The sequence below is a fragment of the Natronobacterium haloterrestre genome (assembly GCF_900112205.1).
Taxonomy (GTDB): Archaea; Halobacteriota; Halobacteria; order Halobacteriales; family Natrialbaceae; genus Natronobacterium; species Natronobacterium haloterrestre.
Genome location: NZ_FOKW01000001.1, coordinates 22,416 through 46,757, shown reverse-complemented (window position 1 = coordinate 46,757; position 24,342 = coordinate 22,416). Strand labels below are relative to the sequence as shown.

At 62.8% G+C, this 24,342-nt stretch carries 22 protein-coding genes and 3 pseudogenes; 14 read left to right on the top strand and 11 right to left on the bottom strand.

Features of this window, described 5'->3' with window-relative positions:
* Positions 1-55: 55 nt before the first annotated feature.
* Together BM113_RS21705 and BM113_RS21700 are read right to left on the bottom strand one after the other, a co-directional pair.
* Entirely contained in the window at positions 56-853 is a 798-nt protein-coding gene (locus BM113_RS21705; RefSeq protein ID WP_143095787.1) for a helix-turn-helix transcriptional regulator, read from the bottom strand.
* Positions 854-1,085: 232 nt separating this feature from the next.
* Positions 1,086-1,193 (bottom strand): annotated as a pseudogene (locus BM113_RS21700) (IS110 family transposase); the annotation flags it as partial.
* Positions 1,194-1,608: 415 nt separating this feature from the next.
* On the opposite strand from BM113_RS21700, the gene BM113_RS00245 reads away from it, so the two are divergent.
* Positions 1,609-2,301, top strand: a complete 693-nt coding sequence (locus BM113_RS00245; RefSeq protein ID WP_089784336.1) for a DUF5806 family protein — start codon at positions 1,609-1,611, stop codon at positions 2,299-2,301.
* 54 nt (positions 2,302-2,355) lie between these two features.
* On the opposite strand, the gene BM113_RS00240 is transcribed toward BM113_RS00245, so the two are convergent.
* Positions 2,356-2,979, bottom strand: a complete 624-nt coding sequence (locus tag BM113_RS00240; RefSeq protein WP_089784334.1) for a DUF7529 family protein — start codon at positions 2,977-2,979, stop codon at positions 2,356-2,358.
* A gap of 107 nt (positions 2,980-3,086) precedes the next feature.
* A complete protein-coding gene (locus BM113_RS00235; RefSeq protein WP_089784333.1) occupies positions 3,087-3,839 on the bottom strand; it encodes a lipoyl protein ligase domain-containing protein in 753 nt (250 codons plus the stop codon).
* Positions 3,840-3,900: 61 nt separating this feature from the next.
* Between BM113_RS00235 and BM113_RS00230 the strand changes: the two genes are divergently transcribed.
* Positions 3,901-4,803 (top strand): DUF8155 domain-containing protein, encoded by a 903-nt coding sequence (locus BM113_RS00230; RefSeq protein WP_089784331.1) that lies wholly within the window; start codon positions 3,901-3,903, stop codon positions 4,801-4,803.
* A gap of 9 nt (positions 4,804-4,812) precedes the next feature.
* Here BM113_RS00230 and BM113_RS00225 read toward each other — a convergent pair whose 3' ends face one another.
* Positions 4,813-6,246, bottom strand: coding sequence for a serpin family protein (locus tag BM113_RS00225; RefSeq protein WP_089784329.1), 1,434 nt, complete (start codon positions 6,244-6,246; stop codon positions 4,813-4,815).
* A gap of 158 nt (positions 6,247-6,404) precedes the next feature.
* A complete protein-coding gene (locus BM113_RS00220; RefSeq protein WP_089784327.1) occupies positions 6,405-7,796 on the bottom strand; it encodes a cytochrome P450 in 1,392 nt (463 codons plus the stop codon).
* 169 nt (positions 7,797-7,965) lie between these two features.
* Between BM113_RS00220 and BM113_RS00215 the strand changes: the two genes are divergently transcribed.
* The 7 genes from BM113_RS00215 (at position 7,966) to BM113_RS00185 (ending at position 15,376) form a co-directional block, all read left to right on the top strand.
* A complete protein-coding gene (locus tag BM113_RS00215; protein WP_089784325.1) occupies positions 7,966-8,463 on the top strand; it encodes a PaaI family thioesterase in 498 nt (165 codons plus the stop codon).
* Positions 8,464-8,687: 224 nt separating this feature from the next.
* Positions 8,688-10,613 (top strand): TAT-dependent nitrous-oxide reductase, encoded by a 1,926-nt coding sequence (gene nosZ / locus BM113_RS00210; RefSeq protein WP_089784324.1) that lies wholly within the window; start codon positions 8,688-8,690, stop codon positions 10,611-10,613.
* Between the two features lie 7 nt (positions 10,614-10,620).
* Positions 10,621-11,535 carry a hypothetical protein gene (locus tag BM113_RS00205; protein WP_089784322.1) on the top strand — a complete coding sequence of 305 codons (915 nt, stop codon included), beginning with the start codon at positions 10,621-10,623 and terminating at the stop codon, positions 11,533-11,535.
* Positions 11,532-12,911 carry a nitrous oxide reductase family maturation protein NosD gene (gene nosD, locus BM113_RS00200; RefSeq protein WP_089784320.1) on the top strand — a complete coding sequence of 460 codons (1,380 nt, stop codon included), beginning with the start codon at positions 11,532-11,534 and terminating at the stop codon, positions 12,909-12,911. Before BM113_RS00205 ends, nosD begins: the two co-directional genes overlap by 4 nt.
* A complete protein-coding gene (locus BM113_RS00195) occupies positions 12,892-13,872 on the top strand; it encodes an ABC transporter ATP-binding protein (protein ID WP_089784318.1) in 981 nt (326 codons plus the stop codon). Before nosD ends, BM113_RS00195 begins: the two co-directional genes overlap by 20 nt.
* Positions 13,869-14,786, top strand: a complete 918-nt coding sequence (locus BM113_RS00190) for an ABC transporter permease (protein ID WP_089784317.1) — start codon at positions 13,869-13,871, stop codon at positions 14,784-14,786. The genes BM113_RS00195 and BM113_RS00190 overlap by 4 nt, the downstream gene beginning before the upstream one ends.
* Complete coding sequence (locus tag BM113_RS00185) at positions 14,783-15,376, top strand: nitrous oxide reductase accessory protein NosL (RefSeq protein WP_089784315.1); 594 nt, start codon at positions 14,783-14,785, stop codon at positions 15,374-15,376. Before BM113_RS00190 ends, BM113_RS00185 begins: the two co-directional genes overlap by 4 nt.
* 48 nt (positions 15,377-15,424) lie before the next feature.
* Here the strand turns inward: BM113_RS00185 and BM113_RS00180 are convergent, their stop codons facing one another.
* From BM113_RS00180 to BM113_RS21695, 4 genes and pseudogenes are all read right to left on the bottom strand, one after another.
* Positions 15,425-15,670 (bottom strand): hypothetical protein, encoded by a 246-nt coding sequence (locus BM113_RS00180; RefSeq protein ID WP_089784313.1) that lies wholly within the window; start codon positions 15,668-15,670, stop codon positions 15,425-15,427.
* Positions 15,671-15,738: 68 nt separating this feature from the next.
* Positions 15,739-15,906 (bottom strand): hypothetical protein, encoded by a 168-nt coding sequence (locus BM113_RS22125; protein WP_177209065.1) that lies wholly within the window; start codon positions 15,904-15,906, stop codon positions 15,739-15,741.
* 340 nt (positions 15,907-16,246) lie between these two features.
* A pseudogene (locus tag BM113_RS22555) lies at positions 16,247-16,661 on the bottom strand (ISH3 family transposase); the annotation flags it as partial.
* A 679-nt stretch (positions 16,662-17,340) separates the two neighbouring features.
* Positions 17,341-18,672, bottom strand: coding sequence for a chymotrypsin family serine protease (locus BM113_RS21695; protein WP_143095786.1), 1,332 nt, complete (start codon positions 18,670-18,672; stop codon positions 17,341-17,343).
* 147 nt (positions 18,673-18,819) lie between these two features.
* Between BM113_RS21695 and BM113_RS00165 the strand changes: the two are divergent.
* From BM113_RS00165 to BM113_RS00145, 5 genes and pseudogenes are all read left to right on the top strand, one after another.
* A pseudogene (locus tag BM113_RS00165) lies at positions 18,820-19,423 on the top strand (IS5/IS1182 family transposase); the annotation flags it as partial.
* A gap of 95 nt (positions 19,424-19,518) precedes the next feature.
* On the top strand, positions 19,519-20,019 hold the full coding sequence (locus tag BM113_RS22120; RefSeq protein WP_177209064.1) for a hypothetical protein: 501 nt from the start codon (positions 19,519-19,521) through the stop codon (positions 20,017-20,019).
* Between the two features lie 740 nt (positions 20,020-20,759).
* Positions 20,760-21,713, top strand: a complete 954-nt coding sequence (locus tag BM113_RS00155; RefSeq protein WP_089784310.1) for an extracellular solute-binding protein — start codon at positions 20,760-20,762, stop codon at positions 21,711-21,713.
* Entirely contained in the window at positions 21,710-22,528 is an 819-nt protein-coding gene (locus tag BM113_RS00150; protein ID WP_089784308.1) for an ABC transporter permease, read from the top strand. Before BM113_RS00155 ends, BM113_RS00150 begins: the two co-directional genes overlap by 4 nt.
* Positions 22,525-23,607: an ABC transporter ATP-binding protein gene (locus tag BM113_RS00145; RefSeq protein ID WP_089784306.1), complete on the top strand. Its 1,083-nt coding sequence runs from the start codon at positions 22,525-22,527 to the stop codon at positions 23,605-23,607. The genes BM113_RS00150 and BM113_RS00145 overlap by 4 nt, the downstream gene beginning before the upstream one ends.
* A 95-nt stretch (positions 23,608-23,702) precedes the next feature.
* Here BM113_RS00145 and BM113_RS00140 read toward each other — a convergent pair whose 3' ends face one another.
* On the bottom strand, positions 23,703-24,281 hold the full coding sequence (locus BM113_RS00140) for a cysteine hydrolase family protein (RefSeq protein ID WP_089784304.1): 579 nt from the start codon (positions 24,279-24,281) through the stop codon (positions 23,703-23,705).
* Positions 24,282-24,342: the final 61 nt, after the last annotated feature.

Below are 24,342 nucleotides of genomic sequence, written 5' to 3'. Positions count from 1 at the left end.
CGGGCCCAATACAACATTCACATATGACACACATTCAGTTTGTTTTTTTTTTTTATTAACTGGTGTTGAAGTCGGCAACTGTAAGTTCTTGAGTCGCCATACCTTTGTACTCACTGTAGATTTCTTCTACCCACTGGACACTAGACTGTCGATTATTAATCAAAACTCCGATGATTCCTCCCCGTGAGTGAACAGTGATACCAGAGTGTTTACCTGAGGGGCCATCAGTTAGCCAAACCGACTCTGGTATTTCGCATTCAGCAGCTAAGATGGTCGTGTTTTCGTGCAAGAGGAGTTCTGAAATGGGATCCTCATTGATTTGATATAGCGATTCAATAAGTTCGGCATTGGTGACAATCTCGAGTTCTAAGTCGTTTTCCTTCACTTCACTCAGTAGGATTTCTGGATAAGATGAAAACCAAACTCCTACCAGTCCACGAAATTCATCTGAACCACTAATGATCTCATTGCTTTTCGATAGAGCTAATTCTGGAACACCGTCTTCCGCCTCTAACGTTTTAACACCCTTCAAGAACTCATAGCCCAGTTCGAATTGGGGGGAAATCGCATTGATGATGTCATCTGAATTCGAGAGAGTGCCCATCCTATCCTTGAATTCTTGGTGGGTTCGAAGTGCTAGGTTTCCGGTTTGGGTGACGCAATAAGCTCCGTCCTCGGTCCTTTTGACACAGTGATTTTCTGTGAGTGAATCGATGGCTCTGTTAATTGTAGATCGTGACTTACCGATTGTTGAGACGAGTTCTGGTTTGGTCTTAGGACTGTTAAAAAGCGACGCGAGAATTTCATCCCGTTTGGAAACTACTTCTCGAAATTCGCTGTTGGATGCGTTCATATCCATTAATAATTTCTCATAGTATATAAATTTATTCTATTTCTACTATATTTTTAATTATAATATATAAGTATTATAATATATACGTTAAGATATTTATCGTACAAATGGAACGGTCAGTTAATTTCCACGGCATTATCTAGCGAGATACCGAATAGAGAGACACGAGTTCAATCTCCACTATCTTAAACATACGGCCGCTGACCACGGCGAGCCCAGCTATTTCTGGCCCGTCGAAGAGGTTCGCGTTCTCGGCGCGAACTTCTTCAACGATCTTTCCAGCGTCACCCATTACTGCCACCTGTGCGTACCGTTTATGGACATCAATTCCGAGGTACATGGTCTGTTCACCCAGGACGCCAGCGCATGAAACAGAGATCCATCTATTCGGGCTTTCCCGGATGCCGCGAGATGCGGTACCCGGGCTGTACCGCCCATGACTCGGCTTCGTTCGTACACGGACCAGTCAGTACGACGTGTTCTGAGGCACGGAATACAGGTCGGCTCTTGCGCCCCATGTTGGTTTAACCCACATGGAGTAGCAGCGTTTCCATCGAGTCAGCACAGTGCTCTTGATAGCTGTCAGTGAATTCAACTGTTACCTTTCCCTGCTGGCCCTGTACTGATCTTCTTCGAATTTCATATGACGGGTTCTGTGATACACTTAGCCGTATCGACAAACCGTTACAAGGTCCCACAAGTTTCACCCGCCGGGGAGGGGAATCCTTTTGCCGTCCGTTTGGCAATGGCCCTCCATGGACGGGAACGAGACGACGGATCGGTCCAATGCCGACAACCCGGGACCGGCGGATGCCGACGACTCGGGCGACGTAGACGATGAGTCGGCAGCTACGAACCCGGACGCGACCGAATCGGCAACCGAGAGCAGCAATGATTCGATGCCCGGCGTACCGGACCCCGAACCGCAGGACGACGACGTGCCGGAAGACGTTCGGAAGTACGCCCGCTTCAAGAAGATGGACGGGGCCCAGTACGACCGGGTCAACGAGTTCCTCCGGGACCGCACGTACATCACGGCCCGCGAGTGGGCCATCGCTCGCCTCTGTTCGGACTTCCGGACCGAGACGGGCGTCGAGATGACCAAGATCGGCGAGAACCTGCCCGAACTCGTGCCCTTCATGACCGACACCTATACCCCGCAGGCAGTCAACCAGGCGCGGGCCTCCTTCGAGGAGAAGGTCCGGAAGGCCGGCGCGACTTTCCTCTACGGCGCGATGTGTGACTTCTTCACCGCCGAGGAACTCGACGACGTCATGTACGAGTCGACCGAGGTCGCCAAGTTCCTGCTCGAGGTCGAGGGCGTCGACCTCTCCGTCGAGGAGGAACTCGAGGCCGAAGAGCGCATCTCGAGCGTGATGCGCGAGGTCCGCGAAGCGAGCGAGGAGTTGCGGGAGGAAGAGGAAGAAGAGGAAGAAGAAGAGAGCTAACCGTCGCCCGCCGGTCGATCCCGGTTTCGGGCGAAACGGCCTCGAAGGACGACGTCACTCCTCGTTTCGCCATCGTCGCACGTCCGCCTCCTCGAGGAACAGCGACGGATCCTCGTGGGAGAACGTGACCCACCGGTTCTCCTCGTCCGTCTCGGCGCGCACCCGGATCAGCAGTTCCTCGTCGACGAGCGCACGCTCGAGGACCGGCCGCGCCTCGCCGATCGAGTAGGCCAGCGGGAGACAGACCGCGGTCTCGCTTTCGCCGTCGCGTTCGACGACGATGGCGAACCGGCGGTCCTCGAGGTCGGTTTCGTCGCTCGCGTCTCCCCCGGTCGACTCCGCCGGCCGGTAGTACACCTCCGCGTCGCCGAACGTCACGTCGTCGGCGTCGACCAGCCCCTCGAGCGGCTCGTACTCCTCGCGCGAGACCCGCGCCTCGAGGCCGGGTTGGGACTCGCCCCGCGGAGCGGAGTCGGGTCCACCCTCGACGCCGTCGACGTCGGGTTGCGGTTCCGCCTCCGCGTTCGGCACCGGATCCGCCGCGATCGGCTCGAGGACGAGCGCGTCCCAGCCGTTCTCGCGGTAGCGGTCGGCGATGCCGATGGCGTCCGCGCGCAGTTCGTCCCAGCGCGGATCCGACGCGGGCCGGCCGTTCTCGCGGTCGTCTCGGTCCGTCATCGCTCCCCCTCCAGCAGGTCGGCGGCGCTTCCCACGGGACTGTCTCCAGGCACCTCGCTCGCGTCCATGCGTGAGCCAACCACGGCGACCCTCGAAAACGTTGGTCCTTACGAGCCCTCGGTCTCGCCCGCGTCGAGCAGCGCGCCAACTGGTTCGACCGACGGCTCGCGGTCGCCGACGAGTTCCGCCTCGAGCGCCGCCCGGACGACGTCGGGCTCTGCAGGGCTGCCAGCCGCGGCGATCGAACCCACCGAGTCGGAATCGAACGGGACCCCGAGCGCGCCGTAGACGGACTCGAGGACGGCCGCGAGCGGCTCCCGGCCGTCGACGTGGAGGATGCCGGCCGCGATCGCGGCGTCCTGTCGGACCCGCTGGGCGATGCCGGCGACCTTCGCGAGCGCGGTCGGGTCGGCACTCGCGTCGTCGACCGTCGACAGCGAGTGCGACCCCGGACAGAACGCGTCCGCGGGCTCGTCCCGAACCAGGCGCTCGCGATCGAGCTCCGGGAGGCCCGCCAGCGCGCGCTCGAGGTCGTCGGTCAGCCGCTCGTACCGCTCGTCGGTCCCCCGCCGGAAGTCCTCGATCGGCTCGGCGCGGGCGAACGCTATCGTCGTCTCGCCGTCGTAGGCGACCGCCCGGCCGCCGACGTCGCGCTCCACCGGCGGAAACCCGGCCTCGCGCGCGACCGCTCGAGCCCGGTCGTACCCGTCGCGTCGGCGGTCACGCCTGCCGAAGGCCAGCTGTCGGTGCGGCGTCCAGACCCGGACGGCGCGCTCGCCGCCGGTCGCGACCTCGAGCAAACGTGCACTCGCCTCCCGGTCGGCCTCGATCGTCGGCCCGCGGCCCCGAAATACCCGCATGCGATGGGGTTGGGGTCGACGGGACTAAACGCTCCCGACCCCGAGTCGCACGCGAACGCAGATGGACGCAGGCGTCACGCTCCCCGCGGAAGTGTTGTCCCGGTACGCGCGGTTGTCGCTGTACAACTCGCCGTATCGAGCCCACGAGGGCGGCCGCGCGATCGACCTCTACCCCGGCACGCTCCGGGACGGCCGGACGACCGAGGCGCCGAGCCCCGTCTCGGGAACCGTCCGCGGGACGAAGACCGTCCGCGCGCCGCCGAAGTCGTACGCCCCGGAACACGACCACCTGATCCTGATCGACTGCGAGGGACCGCCCCCGCTCGAGGGGCTCGTGGCTCGCGTACTACACGTCGATCCGGCGGTCGAGGCCGGCGACCGGGTCGAGGCCGGCGAATCGCTCGGCGAACTCGTCCGCACGGGCTTTTTCGCCCCCTGGGTCGACAACCACCTCCACGTCGGCGTCCGCCGGCCCGACCAGAACCTCCACCGGGCGTCGGGTTCGCTCCCGATCGAGATCGGGGACGACGTCGAACTACGGGCCCTCGAGTGGGACGGCACCGGAACGGTCGTCGCGACGGGGGAGACCTACGCCGTCCTCGATTCGCCGAGCCACCCCGCGCCGGGCGAGTGCTTCGTCGGCGTTCGTGCGGATAGCGCGGGACTACTCGACGGCGGCATTCCGCACTACGACGGCGGTGGGCTGCTCCGGGCCGGAAACGAGAGCGCGGGCGCGTCGGTCTCGCTGAACGGCGACCACCTCGGCACGGTCGGCGACGACGGGCGGACGATCGCCTGGGACGGGATCACGGTGACCGCGAACGGCGACCCCATCACCGGGCTGTCGACCTTCTGTGCTCGGGACGGCGACTTCGGCGCGAAACTGATCTGTCCCGACCGGCCGTTCGAGGTCGGCGATCGGGTCGCAGTGCGGGTTCGCTCGAGCGGGACGATCGACCGCTGATATTCTGCCTTACCCCTCTTGCAACGTCTCGCCGTCGACCACCCGGCCGACGAACAGCGGCGTCTCGGTCGGCCGGTCCCGAACGTAGAACAGGAACGGCCGGTCGACGGTCATCTCCACCCGATCCGGCGGACCCGACTCCCCCATGAGGACGGCCGTCGCGGCCGCGGCCTCGGTCCCCTCCTCGTCGACTTCGACGAAACTCTGGTGGACGATGTCGTCGACGAACAGCCCGCCGTCGCCCTCGAGCATCCCGCCGAAATCGGCCTCGGGGCCGAAGGCGCGTTCCATCCCCAACCGCTCGAGCGTCTCGACGAGGCTGAACTTCGATTCGATCCCGAACTTCGGCATCGTGAGGTCGACCTCGGAACGGGAGGCCTCCTCGAGCAGCGTGGCGAGTCGGTCGACGGTGAACGAACGCTCGAACGACTCGAACTCGCCCTCGCCGGGGAGGACGACGATCATGCTCGTATCCCCGTTTGCGTAGGGGAGTTCGACGAGCTGGTGGCCGTCGATCTCGGCGTAGCGCAGTTCCGCGCTCTGGGACATCAGTTCGACCTCGGTCTCGGTCCCGTCGATCCCGGTGAAGGGTCCGGGCTCGGTCGCCTCGGGATCGAAGTCGTGCTTCCAGGCCGCGAGGAAGTAGACCGCGTTGGTGAGCACGAGCCGCGTCGCCGGGGTCACCGACCTCTCCGGGAGCAGGTCCTCGATCCGATCGTTCGTCCGGTCCTCGACCCACGCGTTGATCTCCTCGCGGGCTCCCTCGGGGTTGCCCGAGAAGTCGACCGCGTGCTCGCCCGCATCGTAGTAGGTCTCGAGCAGGTCGAAGTACGCCTCGTCGAAGGGGTAGCCCTCGTCGGCCCAGACGGCGTTGGCGCTCGAGAGCTGGAACCCGAGGTCGCCGTCCTCCTCGCCCTGGGCCCACTCCTGAGTCGCGACCTCGGCACCGTCCTCGTTGCGGCGCTCGAACTCGTCCTCGAGCGCGCCGAAGGCGGCGTGGAGGTCGGCCCGCTCGTCGTCCCCGCTCCCGGCGAGTTCGTACCGCAGCGTCTCGGCCATCTCCGCGGCGGTCTCGCCGCGTGCGCCCGCGTAGGTCATCGCGAGCGCGACCGAGATGCTGTACGGCGAGAAGAAGAGGTTCGCCTCCGGTTCGGCCGCGCGGAGTTCGTCCAGCGCGGCAAGCGAGAAGGCGACGTTGCCCCGCACCTGCTCGGCGAGGACGTCCATCTCGAGGTCGATTTCGGGATCGGTGACCGGCTCGAGTTGCGGGAACTCGGGCGGCTCGTAGCCGTCGAAGCCGTCGTTCTCGGGGCCTGTACCGGGTTCGGTCCCGTCGCCGCCGTCCCGAGCGCTGTCGTCGCTCGTACAGCCGGCGGCCGCGGAGAGCACTGCACCGGTGAGCGCGAGGAACGTTCGTCGGCGGGCGGGGATGTCGGTCGACATCGGTTGAGTGAACCGACAGTCGACGCCTCTAAATGCTTTCTCCAGGGTGAAACGGACGTTTGACCGTTCCTGTCGCATCGTACGGACTGCTGTACGTCAGTTCCGACACGACCGCAGGAGATCGCGGTCGCGCCGGGAAACCGGGACGGCGATCCGTATCAGTCCCGCGGCTCGACTCGCATCTCGATCGGGTCGAGTGGCCGGGTGGTGATGCTCACCGAGAGGTCGACGTCCGGATCCGAGACGAGTTCCGGCCGGTACTGGCGGGCGAGCGTCGCGAGGATCAACGTTCCTTCCACGAGGGCGAACTGCTGGCCGATACAGCGCCGCGGACCGCCGCCGAACGGGAAGTACGCGAACTGCGGCCGGTCCCCGTCGTCGCCGGCGAACCGTTCCGGCTCGAACGACCGTGGCTCGTCCCAGAACCGCTCGTCGCGGTGGATCGTCCACTGCATCGGCGCGACGGTCGCCCCGGCCGGCAGCGCGTACGGGCCGAGCGTGAGGTCCTCGGTGGTCTCCCGTGGGATCGAGGGCACCGGCGGGTAGAGCCGCATCGACTCGCGCAACACCGCCTCCGTGTACTCGAGGTCCGGCAGGTCCGCGAACGTCGCGTACTCGTCCTCGAGGACGGCGTCGAGTTCCGCCGTGAGCCGGTCGAAGACCGACGGGTGCTGTGAGAGCAACAGCCAGGTGAAGGTGAGCGCGGTCGCCGTCGTCTCGTGGCCGGCGAAGAGAAACGTCATCAGTTCGTCCCGCAGAAGCCGTTCGGACATCGTCTCGCCGTCCTCGTCGGTGCCGGTCAGCAGCCGCGAGAGCAGGTCGTCGCGGTCCTCGAGGCCCTGCGCCCGGCGGCGTTCGACGAGGTCCTCGATGAGCGCCTCCATTTCGCGGATCCCGCGTTTGTACCGTCGCCACATCGGGATCGGGACCCACTTCGGGACCATCCTGGCGACCGGCTGCTTGGCCGGCTGGCCGGGTTCCTGGAGGTTCCGGACCGTCTCGGGGATCCCCCGCTCCTCGTAGGCGATCTCCGAGCCGAACATCGACTCCGCGAGGATCCGGAGCGTCAGCGCCTTCATCTCATCCTCGACGGAGACGACGGGCGAACCGGCCCAGTCCTCGGCGGCGTCACGGACCGCGGCGGTCATCGCGTCGGCGTAATCGGCGATCCGGTCCATGTAGAACGCCGGCTGGATCCGGCTGCGCTGTCGCTCCCAGAGGTCGCCCTCGCTGAGGACGAGCCCCTGTCCGAGCAGGTCGCCCAGGTCCTCCTGGCTCATCGTCGCCTTGCGGAAGCGGTCCCGATCCTCGACGAGGACCTGTTCGACCAGATCCGGGCGGTTCACCTGGTAGAAGTCGCCGATCCCCAGGAGCCGCAGACGGACGACGTCACCCCGGCGAGCGGCGGCCTCGAACAGGCCGTCCTGCTGGCGGACCAGCTGGTGGGTGTTGCCGATCACGGGCAACCCCTCGTACGTCGGTGGCTCCGTTTCGTGGACCGGCGCGCGCTCTCCCCCCGTCGTTCCCCCGGCTCGAGAGTGGTCGACCATACGAACGGTACGGCCGCAACCCCCTTCGGCGTTGTAGCTAGCCGTTGAGGTTCTTGAAGTACCGTCGGATCGAGGAGTTCGTTCGGACGGTCCACGAGGCCGGAAACGCTCGACAACCGGCTACTCGAGAAGCGCAGCGATAAAGACCCTCGCTGTCGGACGGGAGCGCATGACGGACGATCTGGAAGCGGCGATGGACGGCGGAACCGACGCCGGCCCCGAAGACGTCGCGGAGTTCCTCCAGTACTACATCGACGAACACCAGGAGTTCCTCTCGTGGATCGGGACGACGGTCCAGGACGTCGGCGCCGGGACGATGACGCTCGCAGTCCCCTACGACGAGAAATTGACGAACACGCGCCCGAACGGCGACGACGGCCGCCGTCCGGACATCCACGGGGGCATCGCCGCGACGCTGATCGACACGGTCGGCGGGCTCGCGCTCCGTACGGAACTCGAGGACCCGTTCGCCGGCGGCGTCGCGACGATCAACCTCAACGTCAACTACCTGCGACCCGCGACGGGCGACCTGGTGGCGCGAGCAGACGTGATCCGCGCGGGCTCGAGCGTCGGCGTCAGCGAGGTGACCGTCCGGAGCACGACGCCGGACGGCGAGACCCGCGAGGTCGCGACTGGACAGGGCGCGTACCGCATCTTCCGCGAGTAGCGAAGCGTCGCGTTCGACCGATCGCTCTTTTCGCTGCTTCCGCCCGGCGTTTCTGACCCCGCCTTCCGCACGAACCCTACATAAAAGGGGACATGAACGTATTCGGTCGGCTTACTGAAAAGTAGGAATTCGAGACGCCCCTAATATCACGGCTTATCAAGCAGAGCGTGTAACGAGCCGAGACTCGCGCAGCAATCAAAATCCAGACACATAATATATCAACGATGTCCGATACTACTCCGACCGACGACCGAGACGCGATCGATTCCGAGACTGCAGCCGAAAAGCGGGACCCGCTGTTCTCGCGGATCCCCCGCCGGGACTTCATGAAAGCGGGCGCGGCCGCCGGGGCGATGGGATCGCTGGCCGGCTGTACGGGCCTGTTGAGCGACGACGACGACGATCTCGCCGCAGCGGGCGACGTCGATTCCTACGTCCCGCCGGGCGAACACGACGACTACTACGCGTTCCTCTCGGGCGGCCACTCCGGGGAGATCCGCGTCTACGGGATCCCGTCGATGCGCCAGTTGATGCGTATCCCGGTATTCGGCCGGGAGAGCGCCCGCGGCTACGGCTACGACGACCGTACCAGCGAGATGTTAGAGGAGGCAGGCGGCTACTCGTGGGGTGACACCCACCACCCGCGCGTGAGCCAGACCGACAACGACTACGACGGCCGGTGGGCGTTCGTCAACGACAAGGCCAACGGCCGGATGGCCCGCATCGACCTCGAGTACTTCGAGACCGACGCCATCGTCGACATCCCGAACCAGCAGGGGACCCACGGTGCGTGTTGCCTGCTGCCGGACACGAAGTACGTCTTCGGCGTCGGCGAGTTCCGCGTCCCGATGCCCAACGACGGGCAGGACCTCGACGACCCGGAGAACTACACGTCGACCATCGCCGCGATCAACCCCGAGACGATGAACGTCGAGTGGGAAGTGCTGGTCGACGGCAACATGGACAACGGGGACGGCAGCAAGCAGGGGCGGTGGTTCTTCGCGACCGGTTACAACAGCGAGAGCGCCACCACCGAAAGCGGGATGTCCTCCTCGGACACCGACTGGGTGAAGGCCTTCGACGTCCCTGCCATCGAGGACGCCGTCGAGGCCGGCGAGTACGAGGAGATCAACGGCGTCCCCGTCGTCGACGGCACTCGCGACAGTGCTCTGAACTCCGGGGACCGACCGATCGTCCGCTACGTCGACGTCGCGAAGAGCCCACACGGCGTCAGCGTCACGCCGGACAACCAGTACGCGATCGCAAGCGGCAAACTCGACCCGACCGCGACGGTCATCGACATCGAGCAACTCGCGGAGGTCGACGACCCCAACGACGCCATCGTCGCCCGGCCGACTCTCGGGATGGGGCCGCTGCACACTGCCTACGACGGCCGCGGCCACGCCTACACGACGCTGTTCATCGACTCGCAGGTCGTCAAGTGGGACATCGAGGCCGCCGTCGACGCCTACCCCGACGACGAGCCCGAGGGCGGGGACCAGGAGTCGCCCGCCGTCGTCGAGAAGATCGACGTCCACTACAACCCCGGACACCTGATCGCCGCCGAGTCGTACACGGCAGACCCGCAGGGCGACTGGCTGATCTCGCTGAACAAGCTCTCGAAGGACCGGTTCCTCCCGGTCGGGCCGATGCACCCGGAAAACGATCAGCTGATCTACATCGGGGACGACGAGGAAGGGATGAAACTCGTCAAGGACACGCCGTCCTACGCCGAGCCCCACGACGCCTCGATCGTGAGCGCGGACAAACTCGATCCCGCGAAGGTCTACGATCCCGAGGACTACGACGAGGAGTACATCGAGCCGGACGCCTCCGATATCATCCGCGAGGACGGCCACGTCCACGTGAAGATGCACTCCCAGCGCAACGAGTTCGGCTTCCAGGAGGTGACCGTCCAGGAGGGCGACGAGGTCACGTTCACCGTCACGAACATCGAACAGACGCCCGACGTCCTCCACTCGCTGGCGATCCCGGAACACGACGTCAACATCAAGCTCGCGCCACAGGAGACGCGCGAGGTGACTTTCACCGCCGACGAACCTGGCGTCTACTGGATGTACTGTGCGTTCTTCTGTAGCGCGCTCCACCTCGAGATGCGCTCGCGACTGATCGTCGAACCCGCGGAGTAACCCACCCATGACCACGATCCGACCCACACTCAGGCGGCTGTCCGAACTCCGGCGCGCCCTGACGCTGACAGCGGCGGTGCTGTTCGTCCTCGCGCTGACGATGCCGGTGTGGCGAATCACGTTCGAGGCACCGCAGTACGTACAGACGCTCGTCGTCGAACTGTACGCCTACCCGCGGATCGGCGGCGACTACGTGGAGGTCCACTCGCTGAACAAGTACGTCGGGTTCTACTACCCCGACCCGGTGTACGTCGACCCTAACTACGACGTCCACGAGAAAGCGATCGCGGTTCCCGAGTGGGTCCTCGGCCCGGTCGCGTTCGTCGGGACGGCAGTGGTGGCTGCGGTCGTCTCCGTGCTCCCGGAAGAGAAGATCCAGCGGGGGTTGGCCGCCCTGTTCACCGGGACGGTCGTGGTCTTCGCGTCGATGGCAGTGATCATCCAGTACCGGCTCTACCAGGCCGGCCACACGCTCGATCCGGACGCGCCGCTCAACGGCGTCTCCGGCTTCACGCCGCCGCTTCTGGGAAGCTACGAGGTCGCCAACATCAGCGGGAACGCCTGGTTCGGCCCGGGCGGATACCTGCTGGTCGCCGCGGTCGTCCTGCTGGCCGCCGCGTTCCGACTGCGGGACTCGAGGGCGACGGTCGGGGACGTACCCGCGCTGCTTCGCGGTCGCTGGCGGCGGATCCGGGATCGGGTTCCCGGCGTCGGTAGCGGGGGCTCCGGGAACCGACCCGATCCCGATACCGACCCCGATCCGGACGACCGCCCCCACCTCGAGACCGACGGGGGCTCGCGCCGCGGATCCGGAGTCGACGCCGATCCGAACCGAACCCCACCGAACACGCCGCCGCACGCGACCGAGGACCCCGAGAACGAGCGCGATTCCCTGCCGAAACCGGACGGTGATCCGCCGTGAACGAACGCTACTTCGTCCTCGTCGCCGCGGTCGTGCTCGTCGTCGCGGTAGCCGGCGGCATCGTCGCCGCGAGCGACGACGGGGCCGACGACGAGACCGTCGACGACTGGCGGCCGGACGTGCCCGACGTCCGCGACGTCGAGGAACCCGCCGGCGACGGCGTCGCGACGGTCGACGGCCAGGAGTTCGACTCCGCACAGGCGGCCGTCGACGCCGCCGGAGCGGGCGATACGGTCGTCCTCGAGGGCCAGTTCCAGGAACGCGTCACCGTCGATACCCCCGGCGTCACGCTCGAGGCGGCCGAACGCGACGGCGCGGTGATCGACGGCGGCGAGGAGGGAACGGTCGTCGAGATTCGAGCCGACGACGTGACCCTCGAGAACGTCTGGATCAGAAACTCCGGCTACGACAAGAACGTCGACGACAGCGGCGTCCTCGTCAACGGGTCGGACGCGACGCTGTCCGCGCTGCGGCTGACCGACGTCGCCTTCGGCGTCTGGATCGGCGACGTCGACGGCGCGACCGTCGAGGACACGCTCATCGCCGGCCGCGAGGACGTCGAGACCTCCCAACGGGGCAACGGCATCCACCTCTGGGAGACGACCGACGCCGAACTGCGGAACAACTCGATCACGACCGTCCGCGACGGCATCTACTACCAGTGGGCCGAGGGCGTCCACGCCGAAGGCAACGCGATGTGGGACATGCGCTACGGCGTCCACTACATGTACTCGAACGACAACGTCCTCGAGGACAACGTCGCCTTCGACAACGACGTCGGCTACGCGCTGATGGTGTCGTACGAACTGACGATGCGGGACAACGTCGCGGCGAACAACGACGGCACGAGCGGCCACGGCATCCTGCTCAAGGACGTCGAGGACAGCACGGTCGTCGGCAACGAACTCGTCGGCAACGGCAACGGGCTGTACGTCTACAACGCCCAGGACAACCGCCTGGCCGACAACCTCGTGCTCGAGAACGACGTGGGCGTCCACATCACCGCCGGCAGCAGCGGCGAGGTGGTGACCGGCAACAGCTTCGTCGCCAACGACGAAGCGGCCTTCGCCGAGACCAACTCCCAGACGAGCTGGAACGACACCGACCGGGGCAACTACTGGGCCGACGCGCGCCCGGTCGACGTCGACGGCGACGGCCTCGGCGACACCCGATACCGCCCCGCCGGCACCGTCGAACGGCTCGTTCACGAACGCCCGCAGGCGGCCGCCTTCGCCGAGAGCCCGGCCTTCGACGCGGTACGGATGGCCGAAAGCTCGTTCCCGGTGCTCGAGTCGCCCGGCATCGTGGATCAACGACCGCTCGCCGAACCGGCCCACGACAACTGGAGGGACTACTATGAAGATCACGATCACTGACCTACGGAAGCGGTACGGCGACGTCGTCGCCCTCGACGGACCCTCGTTTACGATCCCGTCCGGGTCGACGTTCGGCGTCCTCGGAACGAACGGCGCGGGGAAGACCACCCTGTTCGAACTCCTGGTCGGCCACGACGAGCCCGACGACGGGACGATCGAGGTCGGCGACCTCGACGTCCGGGAGGCGGGCCACCGGGTGCGCGAACGGGTGGCGTTCCTGCCGGAACACGCCGGCTTCCCCGACGCGATGACCGGCCGCGAGGTGCTCGAAGTCCACGCCCGCATCCGCGGGCTCGGCGACCGGCAGCGCCGGATCGCCGACGCCCTCGAGACCGTCGGGCTGGCCGACGCCGCCGACCGCGCGGTCGAGGGCTACTCCAACGGGATGGGCCGCCGGCTCGGACTCGCGGCGACCCTGCTGCCCGAGCCGCCGGTGCTCGTGCTCGACGAGCCGACGGCCGGGCTCGACCCCCGCGGCGTCGCCACCTTCCACGAGATCATCGAGCGGATCGGCCGCGAGACCGACGCCACCGTCGTCCTCTCCTCGCACGTGCTCGGGGAGGTCGAACGCCTCTGTGACGAGGTCGCGATCCTTCAGGACGGCCAACTCCGGGCCGCCGGCCCGGTCGACGAGTTGCGGGCCGACGCGGGCGACGGCGTCACCGTTTCCATCCACCCGGCCACCGGCGCCCGGGAACGGCTCCTCGAGGCGGTCGGCGAGTGGGAGGAAGCGACAGTCACCGTAGCTGCAAACGGCACCGCCGGGGAAACCGTCGAGGTCGTCTGTGACCGCGAGACCGCCTTCGATCGCCTCTCGACGCTCGAGGGAGAGCTGATCGACCGGTTCGAGGTCCGGGAGCCGGGTCTCGAGGCGGCGTTCCACGACGCCATCGCGGGCGAGGGCGATGCAGCAATCGCGGACGACGGGGACCGATCGACTGCGGAGGTGACGGCGCGATGACCGACGCCAACCCCGATTCCGACCACGAGGTCCAGCCCGACGGCGGCTACGGCACGGCTCCCGCTGCCGCCCTCGAGAGCGAGGCGGGCCGGGAAACGGGCTCGGGCGTCTGGTACCGACAGCTGCTGGTCGTCGCCGAGACGGAGTACCGGCTCGCGGTCCGGGGCCGATGGGCGATCGCGCTGACCGCGATCTTCGCGGCCTTCGCGCTCGGCCTGACGACGTTCAGCGGCTCGAGCGTCAGCCCGCAGGGGTTCGAACGGACGGTCGCCAGCCTGGCCGTGCTCGCGGTGTATCTCGTCCCGCTTGTCGCGCTCGCGGTCAGCTACGACGCCGTCGTGGGCCGCGAGGAGAGCGGCTGGCTCCAGACGCTGTTCGCCCTGCCGGTCGACCGCGCCTGGCTCGTCGTCGGAACGGCACTCGGGCGGGCCGTGGTCCTCGCGAGCGCGACGATCATCGGCTTCGGCGTCGCGGGCGGGTTCCTCGTCCGCGAGCACGGGCTCGGCGGCGCGGACGCGTACGTGATCTTCCTGCTCGCGAGCGTCGGACTCGGGCTCGCATTCCTCGCGGTCGGCGTGCTCGTCTCGACACTGGCCCGTGAGAAGACCCACGCGCTCGGACTCTCGCTTCTGGTCTGGGCGTGGTTCGTCCTCGTCCACGACCTGCTCGGGCTGGGGCTGATCTCGGCGCTTGATCTCTCGGAAACGGCGGTCTCGGCGCTGTTGCTCGCCAATCCGACCGGCGTCTTCCGGGCGCTCGTGCTCGGCTCGCTGGGGGCAAGCGGCGACGCCGGCTTCGCGAGCGTTCTTGCACAGTCGGGGCTCTCGACGGGCGTACTCGCGGGCGCGCTCGCCGCCTGGATCGCCCTGCCGGTCGCCGTCGCGGCACTCGCGATCAGGAGGCGGCGGCTATGACGGCCGACGGCTGGTCCCGCCGACGGTTCCTCGCCGGCGGCGCGGTCGCGGCCGCCCTCGCCGGCTGCCTGGGGGACGACGACGGCGAGGAGGAGCTACCCGCCGAACCGATCGACCTGACCGAGGGCCAGGCCTGCGACGTCTGTGGCATGGTGATCGCCGACCACTACGGCCCCGCCGGACAGCTGTTTTACGCCGACGGGAAGCCCGACGACCGCGACGGCCCCGCCTGGTTCGATAGCGTTGCGGAACTGGTCGCCTCCCACGAGGGACGCAGAGAGCGCGGCTGGGAGCTTCGCGAGGGGTTCGTCACCGACTACTCGACGGTCGACTACGACCTGCTCGAGCGCGACGACGGGGGCGATGGGGGCGATGGCGAGAACGAAGGCGAGACGTACATCTCGAGTCACGCCTCCAGCGAGGCGTTCGCCGAGGTCACGGCCGTCGAGTACGTGGTCGGCAGCGACGTCGAGGGCGCGATGGGCGAGGATTACCTGCCCTTCTCCGACAGTGAAGAAGCGGCGGCGTTCGCCGAGGAACACGGCGGCGACGTGCTGTCGTGGGAGGAATTGCCGTCGCCGAACGCCTGACGGACGACGATTCTCGAGGGACGACGCTCGACTCTGGGTGCTCGCCGTTCAACTCGAATCCGGGTTCGGGTTCGGGTCCAGGTCCGGGTCCAGGTCCGGGTCCAGGTCCGGGTCCGGGTCCCGGTCAGGGTTCGGGTCCGAATCAGGGTTCGGAACCCCTTCGTCGCGGTCCCCGGATCCAGCACGAGCACCGAACCAGAGCCGTCCATGAACGAAACACCCGACCCCGGCGACGACGAAAAAGTAGAGGTAGATCGCCGTTTCCACGTGTGCGGGGACCGACTCCAGAGCCATATGGACGTCCACGGACGGAACGGCGATAGCCCCCCGGCTGTACGATTGTACGCCTGAAGTAGGCCGGGTCAGTCGGTCGTGACCATCCAGTACCGGATCCCCAGGTACACCAGGATCAGACCGAAGGTACCCGCATACAGCGTCGCGCCGCTCGAGGCTGCGGCGACCAGCGCGACGGCGTTCAACGCGATGCCGACGACGTACATGGTACGGAGCCGGCGAGAACTCGAGTTCATGCCGAACGGTTCGAACGCGAAGGTAAAAACCCTCGTTGCTCGGATTCGGATTCGGATTCAGTACCCCACCCCGGTGATCGTTCCGATCCCTCGTTCGGTCGTGGACTGATACGGTTTACTAGCTCTGGTGTACCGCATGACTGCGTAGACTTTGACCGTCAAAACTCAGTACCTCACAAATCAGCCTCAGCTAACTGGCACTGAAGCGTGATTTACCGACAAATCAGAGTCTACTCTACTCTCTGTAGATCCACCCGACGACAAGAGACGAGAGGCTGTCGCAGTCGGCAATCAGCCGCCGACGCGACGGTATTGCCACTGGTCGATGGGGCGTCCTCGGTCACCGGGGAAAGCAACCATTCGGTGGCCGGTTTGCGGGGTCAGCCCGACGCATCGCGAGGGCCGTCCACGCTGCCGAGTCACCATGTCAACCAACTCTTCGAACGGCCACCACCAGAGGCGACGTCCGCCTCGGCGAGGCGTCGCCATATACTCCCAGTGCAGACCTCAGACGTTCTGAATCAGCAGGCTGTGTACGACGAACAACAGATGTCTCGTGGGATCTTGCGTCCTCGAGATGATAGTCGCCCGGAGAGACGGTAGCTCGCCCCGATACCGAAACGTTTGCTATAGTGGGATCGGACCTGTCGTGGTTCATCGACAAACAGCGCGTCAACGGCGTAGCCGTGACGCGCCACCCAGTGCTTACTATACCGCCCGTTTTTGTAAGTACAACCAATTATTACTGGAAATTCTGCTCTGTTGAATATCGACCTACGCTCTTGTGTAGCACTTTGTTGATCGCTCTTCCGTAGGAGATTGTTGATACGTTACTCCGCCCAGAGAGCGAACAGCAATCACCGCGTAGAGGGGGAGACGGGTCGAGTCTTGGACTGTCGGTCAGACGGGAGAATCGCAAGAAGGCTCTCAGCAACAATGTGCTACACAAGAGCGTGACGAACAGTATCCCGACGAGCGATCACTCCGGATCGACTGGCATGAACTCGAGGCATGGGACGGCTCAGTCGCCGATGAGTTCCTCCGGAAGCCCGATCGAATGCGACAGTTTGCGGCGGCCGCGTTGAATTGACTTGACGAGGTGTCGATCGTCGGAGTCAACGTCCGCATCTACAACCTCCCCGATCGCCAGACCGCCCGCGTCGGGAAGTACTGAACACGGCAACTTGGGCACCTCCTCTCCGTTCGCGGTGAAGTCGTCGATATGGAGGGGGTAACGCCGTACGCGGAGGAAGCCGCGTTCGAATGTCCGCTCTGTGGAAAACTGACACGAATGCCACGGATGTAACACTCCAAGCCCGGATTCCGGTTCAATTGAAAGCAACCTGTATATGTACAGGCTACGTGTTAGATTTGAGGATAACCACAATTGTAATAGATATATATAAGTATTTTGAAAATCTTTAGACAGAGTTATTAGCTGATCATGACATTCAGCACTTTCTCAGCAGCCGCAGCAGCATACGCTATACTATCAATGCTGTCTTCAGGTCCGTAGTGAATTCCAGCAGCAAGGACTTGTCCATCGTTATCAGGATGATTAATAAAGTATGGACCACCAGAATCACCATTATCTGTTATGTGGTCGTCTGTCTGAAAGTAGGCCCGCTCTTCGTCAACTCGGGTATTGAAGTCATATATTGTGCTTGAACATCTTCCAGAGCGAGTTCCTTGTCGACAGATTTCTTTTTCGTCTTCGGCCATATCTTCTAATTGGTCAAGGGCTACTGTACCAACGACTGGTTCGTCGTATCCTCCATCCCCATCCGCAAGGCGATAATCGGTTCCTACGCTCCGTGCTACTGAGAATGAAGCTACGTCTATATAGAATCCATAATCATCATCAATAGAGAAATATGCTGCATCTGTGACATCTCCAACATAGTTTGAATATGACGGTTGATAAACTGGATCTCCTACCATATCTGAAGAATCATCATGGTCATCAGTTGCCATAATATGTGCAGAGGTCAAGAATCCCCAATCATCTGTGGATGAACCAGGGTCATAAATTCGGAACGCATTACTAGCATGAAGCGGGTCTCCTTTTTTGGCAATAGAGGTTCCTGCTGGGACTGGATTGGTTTGGTAAATGTCGTTATAGTGATCACGAGAACTCCGCTTAGCACATCTATGTCCCGACCTATCACACGCGTTTGGTTTCCTTCTTTCTGACTCATAAATCACTGGTATGTTTTCGATGCCTCTCTCAAAATTCAATTCGCTAGAACTAACAGTACCGTCAACAGCAGTAGGGAGTTCATTAAATACTTCCGATGCAGATAATACAGTATTTTCTTCATCAGGCAATTCCTCGGATCTTCTTTCTGCAATCCATTCGTCATATGTTACTTTTATAACTCTTTCACGATGATGGCCGTTTGTTCTATAGGATACTGTTGGACTTGCAACATTATGGGCTCCTATTTTTTCGAGGCGCTCTGCTACTTTATCAAGAGCATCGTTGGCGCTTTCAATACGAACCCATTTGTCTCGTGATATCGTATGATAAATTGTCGTCCGCTCTGGAGGTGAATCAGTCGGGTCTGGTTTATTAGGGTCTAATTCGTTGTGATCTTCCCGAACGTAGCCGGTTACTCGTGGCACCTCCTTAGTTGGATCATTAGTGAGCTTAGCTAGGGTATTTTGTGAAATTGTACTGACGACTCCACCTGAAAGACCGAGTCCGGCAAGTACTTTCGTGAATCGTCGACGGCCCATTCTCTGCAGTTTATCGCTACTAACCATATCCAAAGGAAATTTACTCAATCCGGCCATTTATATTTTTGTCTATTATAAAATTAGGTTTAAATAGGTCAGTAGGTACATACTATGGGCTAGAGGGGGTCATAGAAAGATTATCACACCAAAGAGCAGGGTGAACGCTGAGGTGGCATGTGCTCAGCGACCCTCCAAGATGATCCTTCGGTAGAGTCGTTCTTCAATGGGTAGAAACACTAACGTTATTTGAACATCTCTCCTTCGTGTCTCTCAGAGAGTTCGACGTGTTCGCCCCGGCGGAGACGGGCGAACACGAGACCACGAACCACCAGATCTGATACGTGGCTTTCTTCACTGCTACTACAAGGACATCTACGGGATTCGGCCCATTGAGCGAAAGATTCACAATACGGTTGTCTGGCTCAGTTGTGGCTTCGATCGACCGCCGTCGAGAGACGCGGTCGATCGGTTTCTCACCGATCTCGAACACGTTGTTGACGACCTCTTCGGCAGACCCGTCGAGCAGGCCGCGGCGCGCGGCCTGCTCGACTTGACCTACTGCATCGATTCGACCGATGTGAGAGCGATGCCTGCCGACCAAGATGCATCAAAATGCTACGGTCCCATAGTTGATGAGTACTACCAGAGCTACGGCTGTACGATCATCTCGACCGAACAAAAGATCCCGATTGCAGCCGAGTTCACCGAGAACAAATAAGCGCCAGAAGAGACGGCGATGCGCGTCACACGTGACGCGCTCGCCGTCGCCAAGCCGGTGTAGATCCTCGGTGACAGAACCTACGACACGCTCGACTAGCACGACCCCCTCTGGGCTACCCAAAGATTGATTCTTCAGGAGTTTAGATTGGCCATATGGAACGCCGGAAATTACTATTGGCATCTACGCCGAATCTACTAGTTCCAGTAACAGGATGCCTTAGTAACAGCAATAATAAGACAAAAACCAATAAAGATAATGATAAAAGCAAAAATGAAGAAATAAACAAGAAAGAAGATGACTTTCGGGCAGCAGTCTTTATCATTCAAGCAGTCATTCCTGTTCCAGATGACGCTACAATACTATCCATAAAGGAGACTGAGATGTTTGATCTAAATACCGTAAAAAATGGAATGTCTACCGCTGCTAAAAAGAGAGAAGAGTTCATTGAAGAATACTATGATGAAAGCCATGAGCATGATTATTGGATCCGTGACATACATGTAGTCCGAATCAAGAACTCTAACGAATACGACAACATAAGGAATGAATATGATAACTTGCCACGAAATGATGATAGCGAAGAAATGCCTACAGGAGTATATGTTCGATATGAGGATGAAGTATATGTGATTGAACTCGTAGAAGAGCACTAATTATAGAAACGCTCTTCTGTAGGAGATTGTTGATACTGTCCAGCTGCCGGTGTGGAATCGAAGAGAGCAAGGACACCGTGTTAGCGGTGTCCGTTAGGCATGATTCCGCTCGATGTGTTTGGATCGGAATCGGTCGCAGCGGACCTGTTCGAGCAGGTTCGCGGCGCGACGCTCCGAGACGAATGTCTTGAGTGGAATCATGCTTTCGTCGGGTGGCGCGGACGCGCCACCCTTGCCCGCTACGACTTTTAGCTACAGCTATGGGCTGACCAACAATTCTCTACCCATGAGCGTTCAGCAGACGACTTTTGCCATAGTTCGGATAGATCGTATCTACTTCGATCACTGCTTGCCCTGTATTGACCGTTCGGCGAGCAATCGGTGGGTGGGTGGGTATGCGAACTATTCTATGACAGCCTCAACTACTAGTATATCCTATGAGTCGCGATAGGTGCACTGGAGCAACGCCCGTCGGACGTGTCCCGTTACGAATCGGTAGAAACGAGTCGGCCCGTACACGTACCCAGACGGCACCCTGGAAACTCTCCCGTCGTACCACTGGTGGCCGAACCATCGCATAGCAGCAGAGGCACCATGTGAAGTAACGAGGGACGGTTACGATCCCCCGGCGTAGCGAAGAAATACGCCGGCCGCTCACAGATAGTCAATGGTTTTCAGTTGCTTTCTTAGGTGCCTGGAACCGGAGATGGTTATATTAGTGGAGAGACGGGAGTTACCCTATGCTCACTCCCCACGCGCCCGGAAACGGACAGCCGGGTCGTCGCGCCGTCCTTGCGACCGTCGGCAGCCTCGCGAGCATGGGAAGTCTAGCCGGCTGTCTCGGGAGTGACGCTGACGCGCTAACCGTCCTGTCGGCAGGGAGCCTCGTCACCACCTTCGAGGATCACGTCGGCCCGGCGTTCGAAGCAGAAACGGGCATCAGCCTCCACGGCGAATATTACGGGACGAACGCCGTAATGCGGATGGTCGAAGACCGAACGAAACACCCCGATGTGATCGTCAGCGCCGACTCGAGGCTGCTCCGTGATCGGTTATACGACGAGTTCACCGACTGGGACGTCGAATTTGCAGCAAACAGTGTCGGGATCGGGTACAACCCGGACACCGAGTTCGGACAGGGGCTGGATGCGAACGAGGCGTGGTACGACCTCGCTCCGGAGACTGACGAGGGAGATATCGCGATCGGCGATCCGGATCTCGATCCGCTCGGCTATCGTGCCGTCCAGGCGTTCGAACTGGCCGAAGCGGTACACGACCTCGAGGGGTTTCGAGAGGAGATGCTCCGGTTGGTCTACAAAGAGCCCGAAGAACCGCAACTACTGGCGGGCGTCGAAAGCGGATCGCGCGCGGCGGCCATCATCTACCGGAACATGGCCGTCGATCACGATATCCCCTTCCACGAGTTCCCGCCGGAGTACAATTTCGCCGATCCCGGGATGGCAGCCCAGTACGCGACTGCAGAGTACACGACGGACGAAGAGGAGTACACCGCAGAAGGCCGCCCGGTGCTGTACAATGCGACGGTCAACGACGAGGCGGACGAACCGGATGCAGGGCACCGACTCATCCAGTTTCTCATCGACAATCCGGAGTTGCTCGTCGAGGCAGGGTTGACCGTCGGAGACCGACTCCCGCGTCCTGCTGGAAACGTTCCCGAACGAATCGAGCTATGAGTGGTACCGACGCCCTTCCGATAAGCCGGCCCAACCGGACGGCGGAGTTACTGGTCCCGGCTCTCCTCGGCGGGCTGATTCTCGCGTACTTTGCGCTCCCGTTTGTCGCCTTCCTCTCGCGAACGGGGGCGGCAAACATCACCGCCGGACTCTCGACGCCCGAAACACAGCACGCAATTCGTAACTCGCTGATTACCGCGCCGATTGCGACGGCGATTTCGACCGTGCTGGGTGTTCCCCTCGCCTACGTACTCGCCCGGCGGTCGTTTCCCGGAAAGCGACTCGTCGAGGGCCTGGTGGTCCTTCCGCTCATCGTGCCACCCGTCGTCGGGGGAGCGATGATCATCACCGCCGTCGGACGCTTCACACCCATCGGTTCCGCTGCTGCCGCCGTCGGCGTCCCGCTTACTGACAGCCTGCTCGGCGTCGTGCTCGCACAGACGTTCGTCGCCGCACCGTTCGTCATTATTACTGCCAGAGCAGGGTTCGGAGCGATCGACGAGCGGTTGGAACAGGCGTCGCGCTCGCTGGGCTATGGGCCCCTTGCGACCTTCCGGAACGTCTCGCTTCCGCTCGCTCACGGCGCGATTCTTGCGGGCATCGTCCTGACGTTCGCGCGAGCGATCGGCGAGTTCGGCGCGACGATGATGGTCGCTTACAACCCACGAACGATGCCGACTCGCATCTGGGTGGACTTCATCGCCGGCGGGATCGACGCCATCGTGCCGCTCGCGTTAACGCTGCTCGGCATTACGCTGGTCGTACTGGCGGCCGTCCAGCGTCTCGCCCGCGTCCCGACGGTGATCGATCGATGACCCTCGAACTCGAGGGGGTTTCCCACCGATACGGCGACGAACTGGCCGTAAGCGACGTGTCGTTCGGGGCGGAGCCGGGCGAACTGGTCGGGCTCCTCGGCCCCAGTGGCTGTGGCAAAACCACGCTCGTGCAAGCGATCGCCGGCCACGTGCGACCGACTGCCGGTCGGATACTGCTGCGCGGTGACGACGTTACCGACACACCCCCCGAGCGGCGACACGTCAGCGTCGTCTTTCAACGACCGACGCTGTATCCACACATGACCGTCAGCGAAAACGTCGCGTACGGATTGGCGGCACGGGGAATGGACCGCGAAGAACGCGACGCTCGCACGAGGGACTATCTCGATCTGGTCGACCTGGAAGAGCAATGCGATTCGTATCCCACGGAGCTAAGCGGCGGTCAGCAGCGACGCGTCGAACTCGCACGGGCGTTGGCTCCCCAGCCGGACGTGTTGTTACTCGACGAGCCGCTGTCCGGACTCGATCCGACGCTCCGCGAACGGCTACGGGACGAAATCGCTCGCATCCAGCGCGAGACCGGGGTGACGACGCTGTTCGTAACCCACGATCAGGAGGATGCGATGGCGCTGGCCGATCGATTGGTCGTGATGAACGACGGACGAGTCGCCGGGAGCGGCCACCCGCGGCGGCTCTACGACTCCCCGCCGACGCCGTTCGTGGCCTCGTTTCTCGGCCGGTCGAACACCCTCTCGGGGACGGTCGTGAACCAGGACCCGTTAACGGTGGCCTTCGGGGACGCGGAACTGTCCCTCGACGGAACGAACCTGCGCCGTTCGGAGGGGGAAACCGTGCTGTGTCACGTCCGCCCGAAGGACCTCTCGTTTGCCCCCGCCGAGACGAACGGGGCGTCCGTTTCGGTGACGGGAGAGGTGAAGCGAATCGTCGACCTCGGGCGGCGATACGACGTTACGCTCGAGACCCGGACCGGGGACGAGGTCGTCGTGGAAGAACCTGCCCGGCCACCGTCCCGGGACGAGTCCGTTTCGGTGTCGGTTCCCGGAGACTGCGTCACCGTTTTCGACGGAGAGCAAAGCGACTCGTCACGCCTCTCTTGACGCCGGCCGGAAATCGTGGCTGACGGGGACTGTCCCAACGGGCCCGTGGGCCTCGTGAGCCTCGTACGGCTCCATTCGGAACGCCCGAACCGCTGTCAGGCCCACTCGAGGGCGTCGCTGGTCGCCACCTCGCCGAACAGCCAGTCGGCGTGATCCAGCGCGTACTCGCGGTGGTCCTCCTCGATGTAGCCGATACAGTCCTCGACGAGGATCGGCCGGAAGTCCCGCAGCCCCGCGCTGCCCGCGCTGTGGAGGACACAGACGTTCGCCAGCGTGCCACAGAACACGAGGTCCCTGATCCCGCGGGCGTTCAGCCATCCCTCGAACTCCGTCTTCTGGAAGGCGTCGTAGGTGTGTTTCTCGACGACGTGGTCCGCATCCTCGACGGGCAGTTCCTCGACGACCTCGGCCTCCCAGGAGCCCTCGAGGACGTGTTCACCCCACTGGTCGAACTCGTCGTAGTAGTAGGCGTCCTCGAACTGCTCGGGTGGGTGGACGTCCCGCGTGTAGACGACCGTCGCACCCCCCCGGTCGGCCCACTCGACGAGGTCGGCGATCGGCCCGATAACGTCCTCGCTGCCGGGCGCGTACAGCGAGCCGTCGGGGTGACAGAAGCCGTTTTGCATGTCGACGACGACGACCGCCGTTCGGTCGGGAACCAGTTCGATTGGCATACGTGACCGTATGAACCGGATCGTAAAAACGTTCCCGCGACCCTGCCAGAGGGGCCGACCG

Excerpts from the sequence above, each read along its gene's own strand:
- BM113_RS21705 (WP_143095787.1), bottom strand. The coding sequence starts at position 853 with ATGAACGCATCCAACAGCGAATTTCGAGAAGTAGTTTCCAAACGGGAT.
- BM113_RS00245 (WP_089784336.1), top strand. The coding sequence starts at position 1,609 with ATGGACGGGAACGAGACGACGGATCGGTCCAATGCCGACAACCCGGGA.
- BM113_RS00240 (WP_089784334.1), bottom strand. The coding sequence starts at position 2,979 with ATGACGGACCGAGACGACCGCGAGAACGGCCGGCCCGCGTCGGATCCG.
- BM113_RS00235 (WP_089784333.1), bottom strand. The coding sequence starts at position 3,839 with ATGCGGGTATTTCGGGGCCGCGGGCCGACGATCGAGGCCGACCGGGAG.
- BM113_RS00230 (WP_089784331.1), top strand. The coding sequence starts at position 3,901 with ATGGACGCAGGCGTCACGCTCCCCGCGGAAGTGTTGTCCCGGTACGCG.
- BM113_RS00225 (WP_089784329.1), bottom strand. The coding sequence starts at position 6,246 with ATGTCGACCGACATCCCCGCCCGCCGACGAACGTTCCTCGCGCTCACC.
- BM113_RS00220 (WP_089784327.1), bottom strand. The coding sequence starts at position 7,796 with ATGGTCGACCACTCTCGAGCCGGGGGAACGACGGGGGGAGAGCGCGCG.
- BM113_RS00215 (WP_089784325.1), top strand. The coding sequence starts at position 7,966 with ATGACGGACGATCTGGAAGCGGCGATGGACGGCGGAACCGACGCCGGC.
- nosZ (WP_089784324.1), top strand. The coding sequence starts at position 8,688 with ATGTCCGATACTACTCCGACCGACGACCGAGACGCGATCGATTCCGAG.
- BM113_RS00205 (WP_089784322.1), top strand. The coding sequence starts at position 10,621 with ATGACCACGATCCGACCCACACTCAGGCGGCTGTCCGAACTCCGGCGC.
- BM113_RS00195 (WP_089784318.1), top strand. The coding sequence starts at position 12,892 with ATGAAGATCACGATCACTGACCTACGGAAGCGGTACGGCGACGTCGTC.
- BM113_RS00190 (WP_089784317.1), top strand. The coding sequence starts at position 13,869 with ATGACCGACGCCAACCCCGATTCCGACCACGAGGTCCAGCCCGACGGC.
- BM113_RS00185 (WP_089784315.1), top strand. The coding sequence starts at position 14,783 with ATGACGGCCGACGGCTGGTCCCGCCGACGGTTCCTCGCCGGCGGCGCG.
- BM113_RS00180 (WP_089784313.1), bottom strand. The coding sequence starts at position 15,670 with ATGGCTCTGGAGTCGGTCCCCGCACACGTGGAAACGGCGATCTACCTC.
- BM113_RS22125 (WP_177209065.1), bottom strand. The coding sequence starts at position 15,906 with ATGAACTCGAGTTCTCGCCGGCTCCGTACCATGTACGTCGTCGGCATC.
- BM113_RS21695 (WP_143095786.1), bottom strand. The coding sequence starts at position 18,672 with ATGGTTAGTAGCGATAAACTGCAGAGAATGGGCCGTCGACGATTCACG.
- BM113_RS22120 (WP_177209064.1), top strand. The coding sequence starts at position 19,519 with ATGGAACGCCGGAAATTACTATTGGCATCTACGCCGAATCTACTAGTT.
- BM113_RS00155 (WP_089784310.1), top strand. The coding sequence starts at position 20,760 with ATGCTCACTCCCCACGCGCCCGGAAACGGACAGCCGGGTCGTCGCGCC.
- BM113_RS00150 (WP_089784308.1), top strand. The coding sequence starts at position 21,710 with ATGAGTGGTACCGACGCCCTTCCGATAAGCCGGCCCAACCGGACGGCG.
- BM113_RS00145 (WP_089784306.1), top strand. The coding sequence starts at position 22,525 with ATGACCCTCGAACTCGAGGGGGTTTCCCACCGATACGGCGACGAACTG.
- BM113_RS00140 (WP_089784304.1), bottom strand. The coding sequence starts at position 24,281 with ATGCCAATCGAACTGGTTCCCGACCGAACGGCGGTCGTCGTCGTCGAC.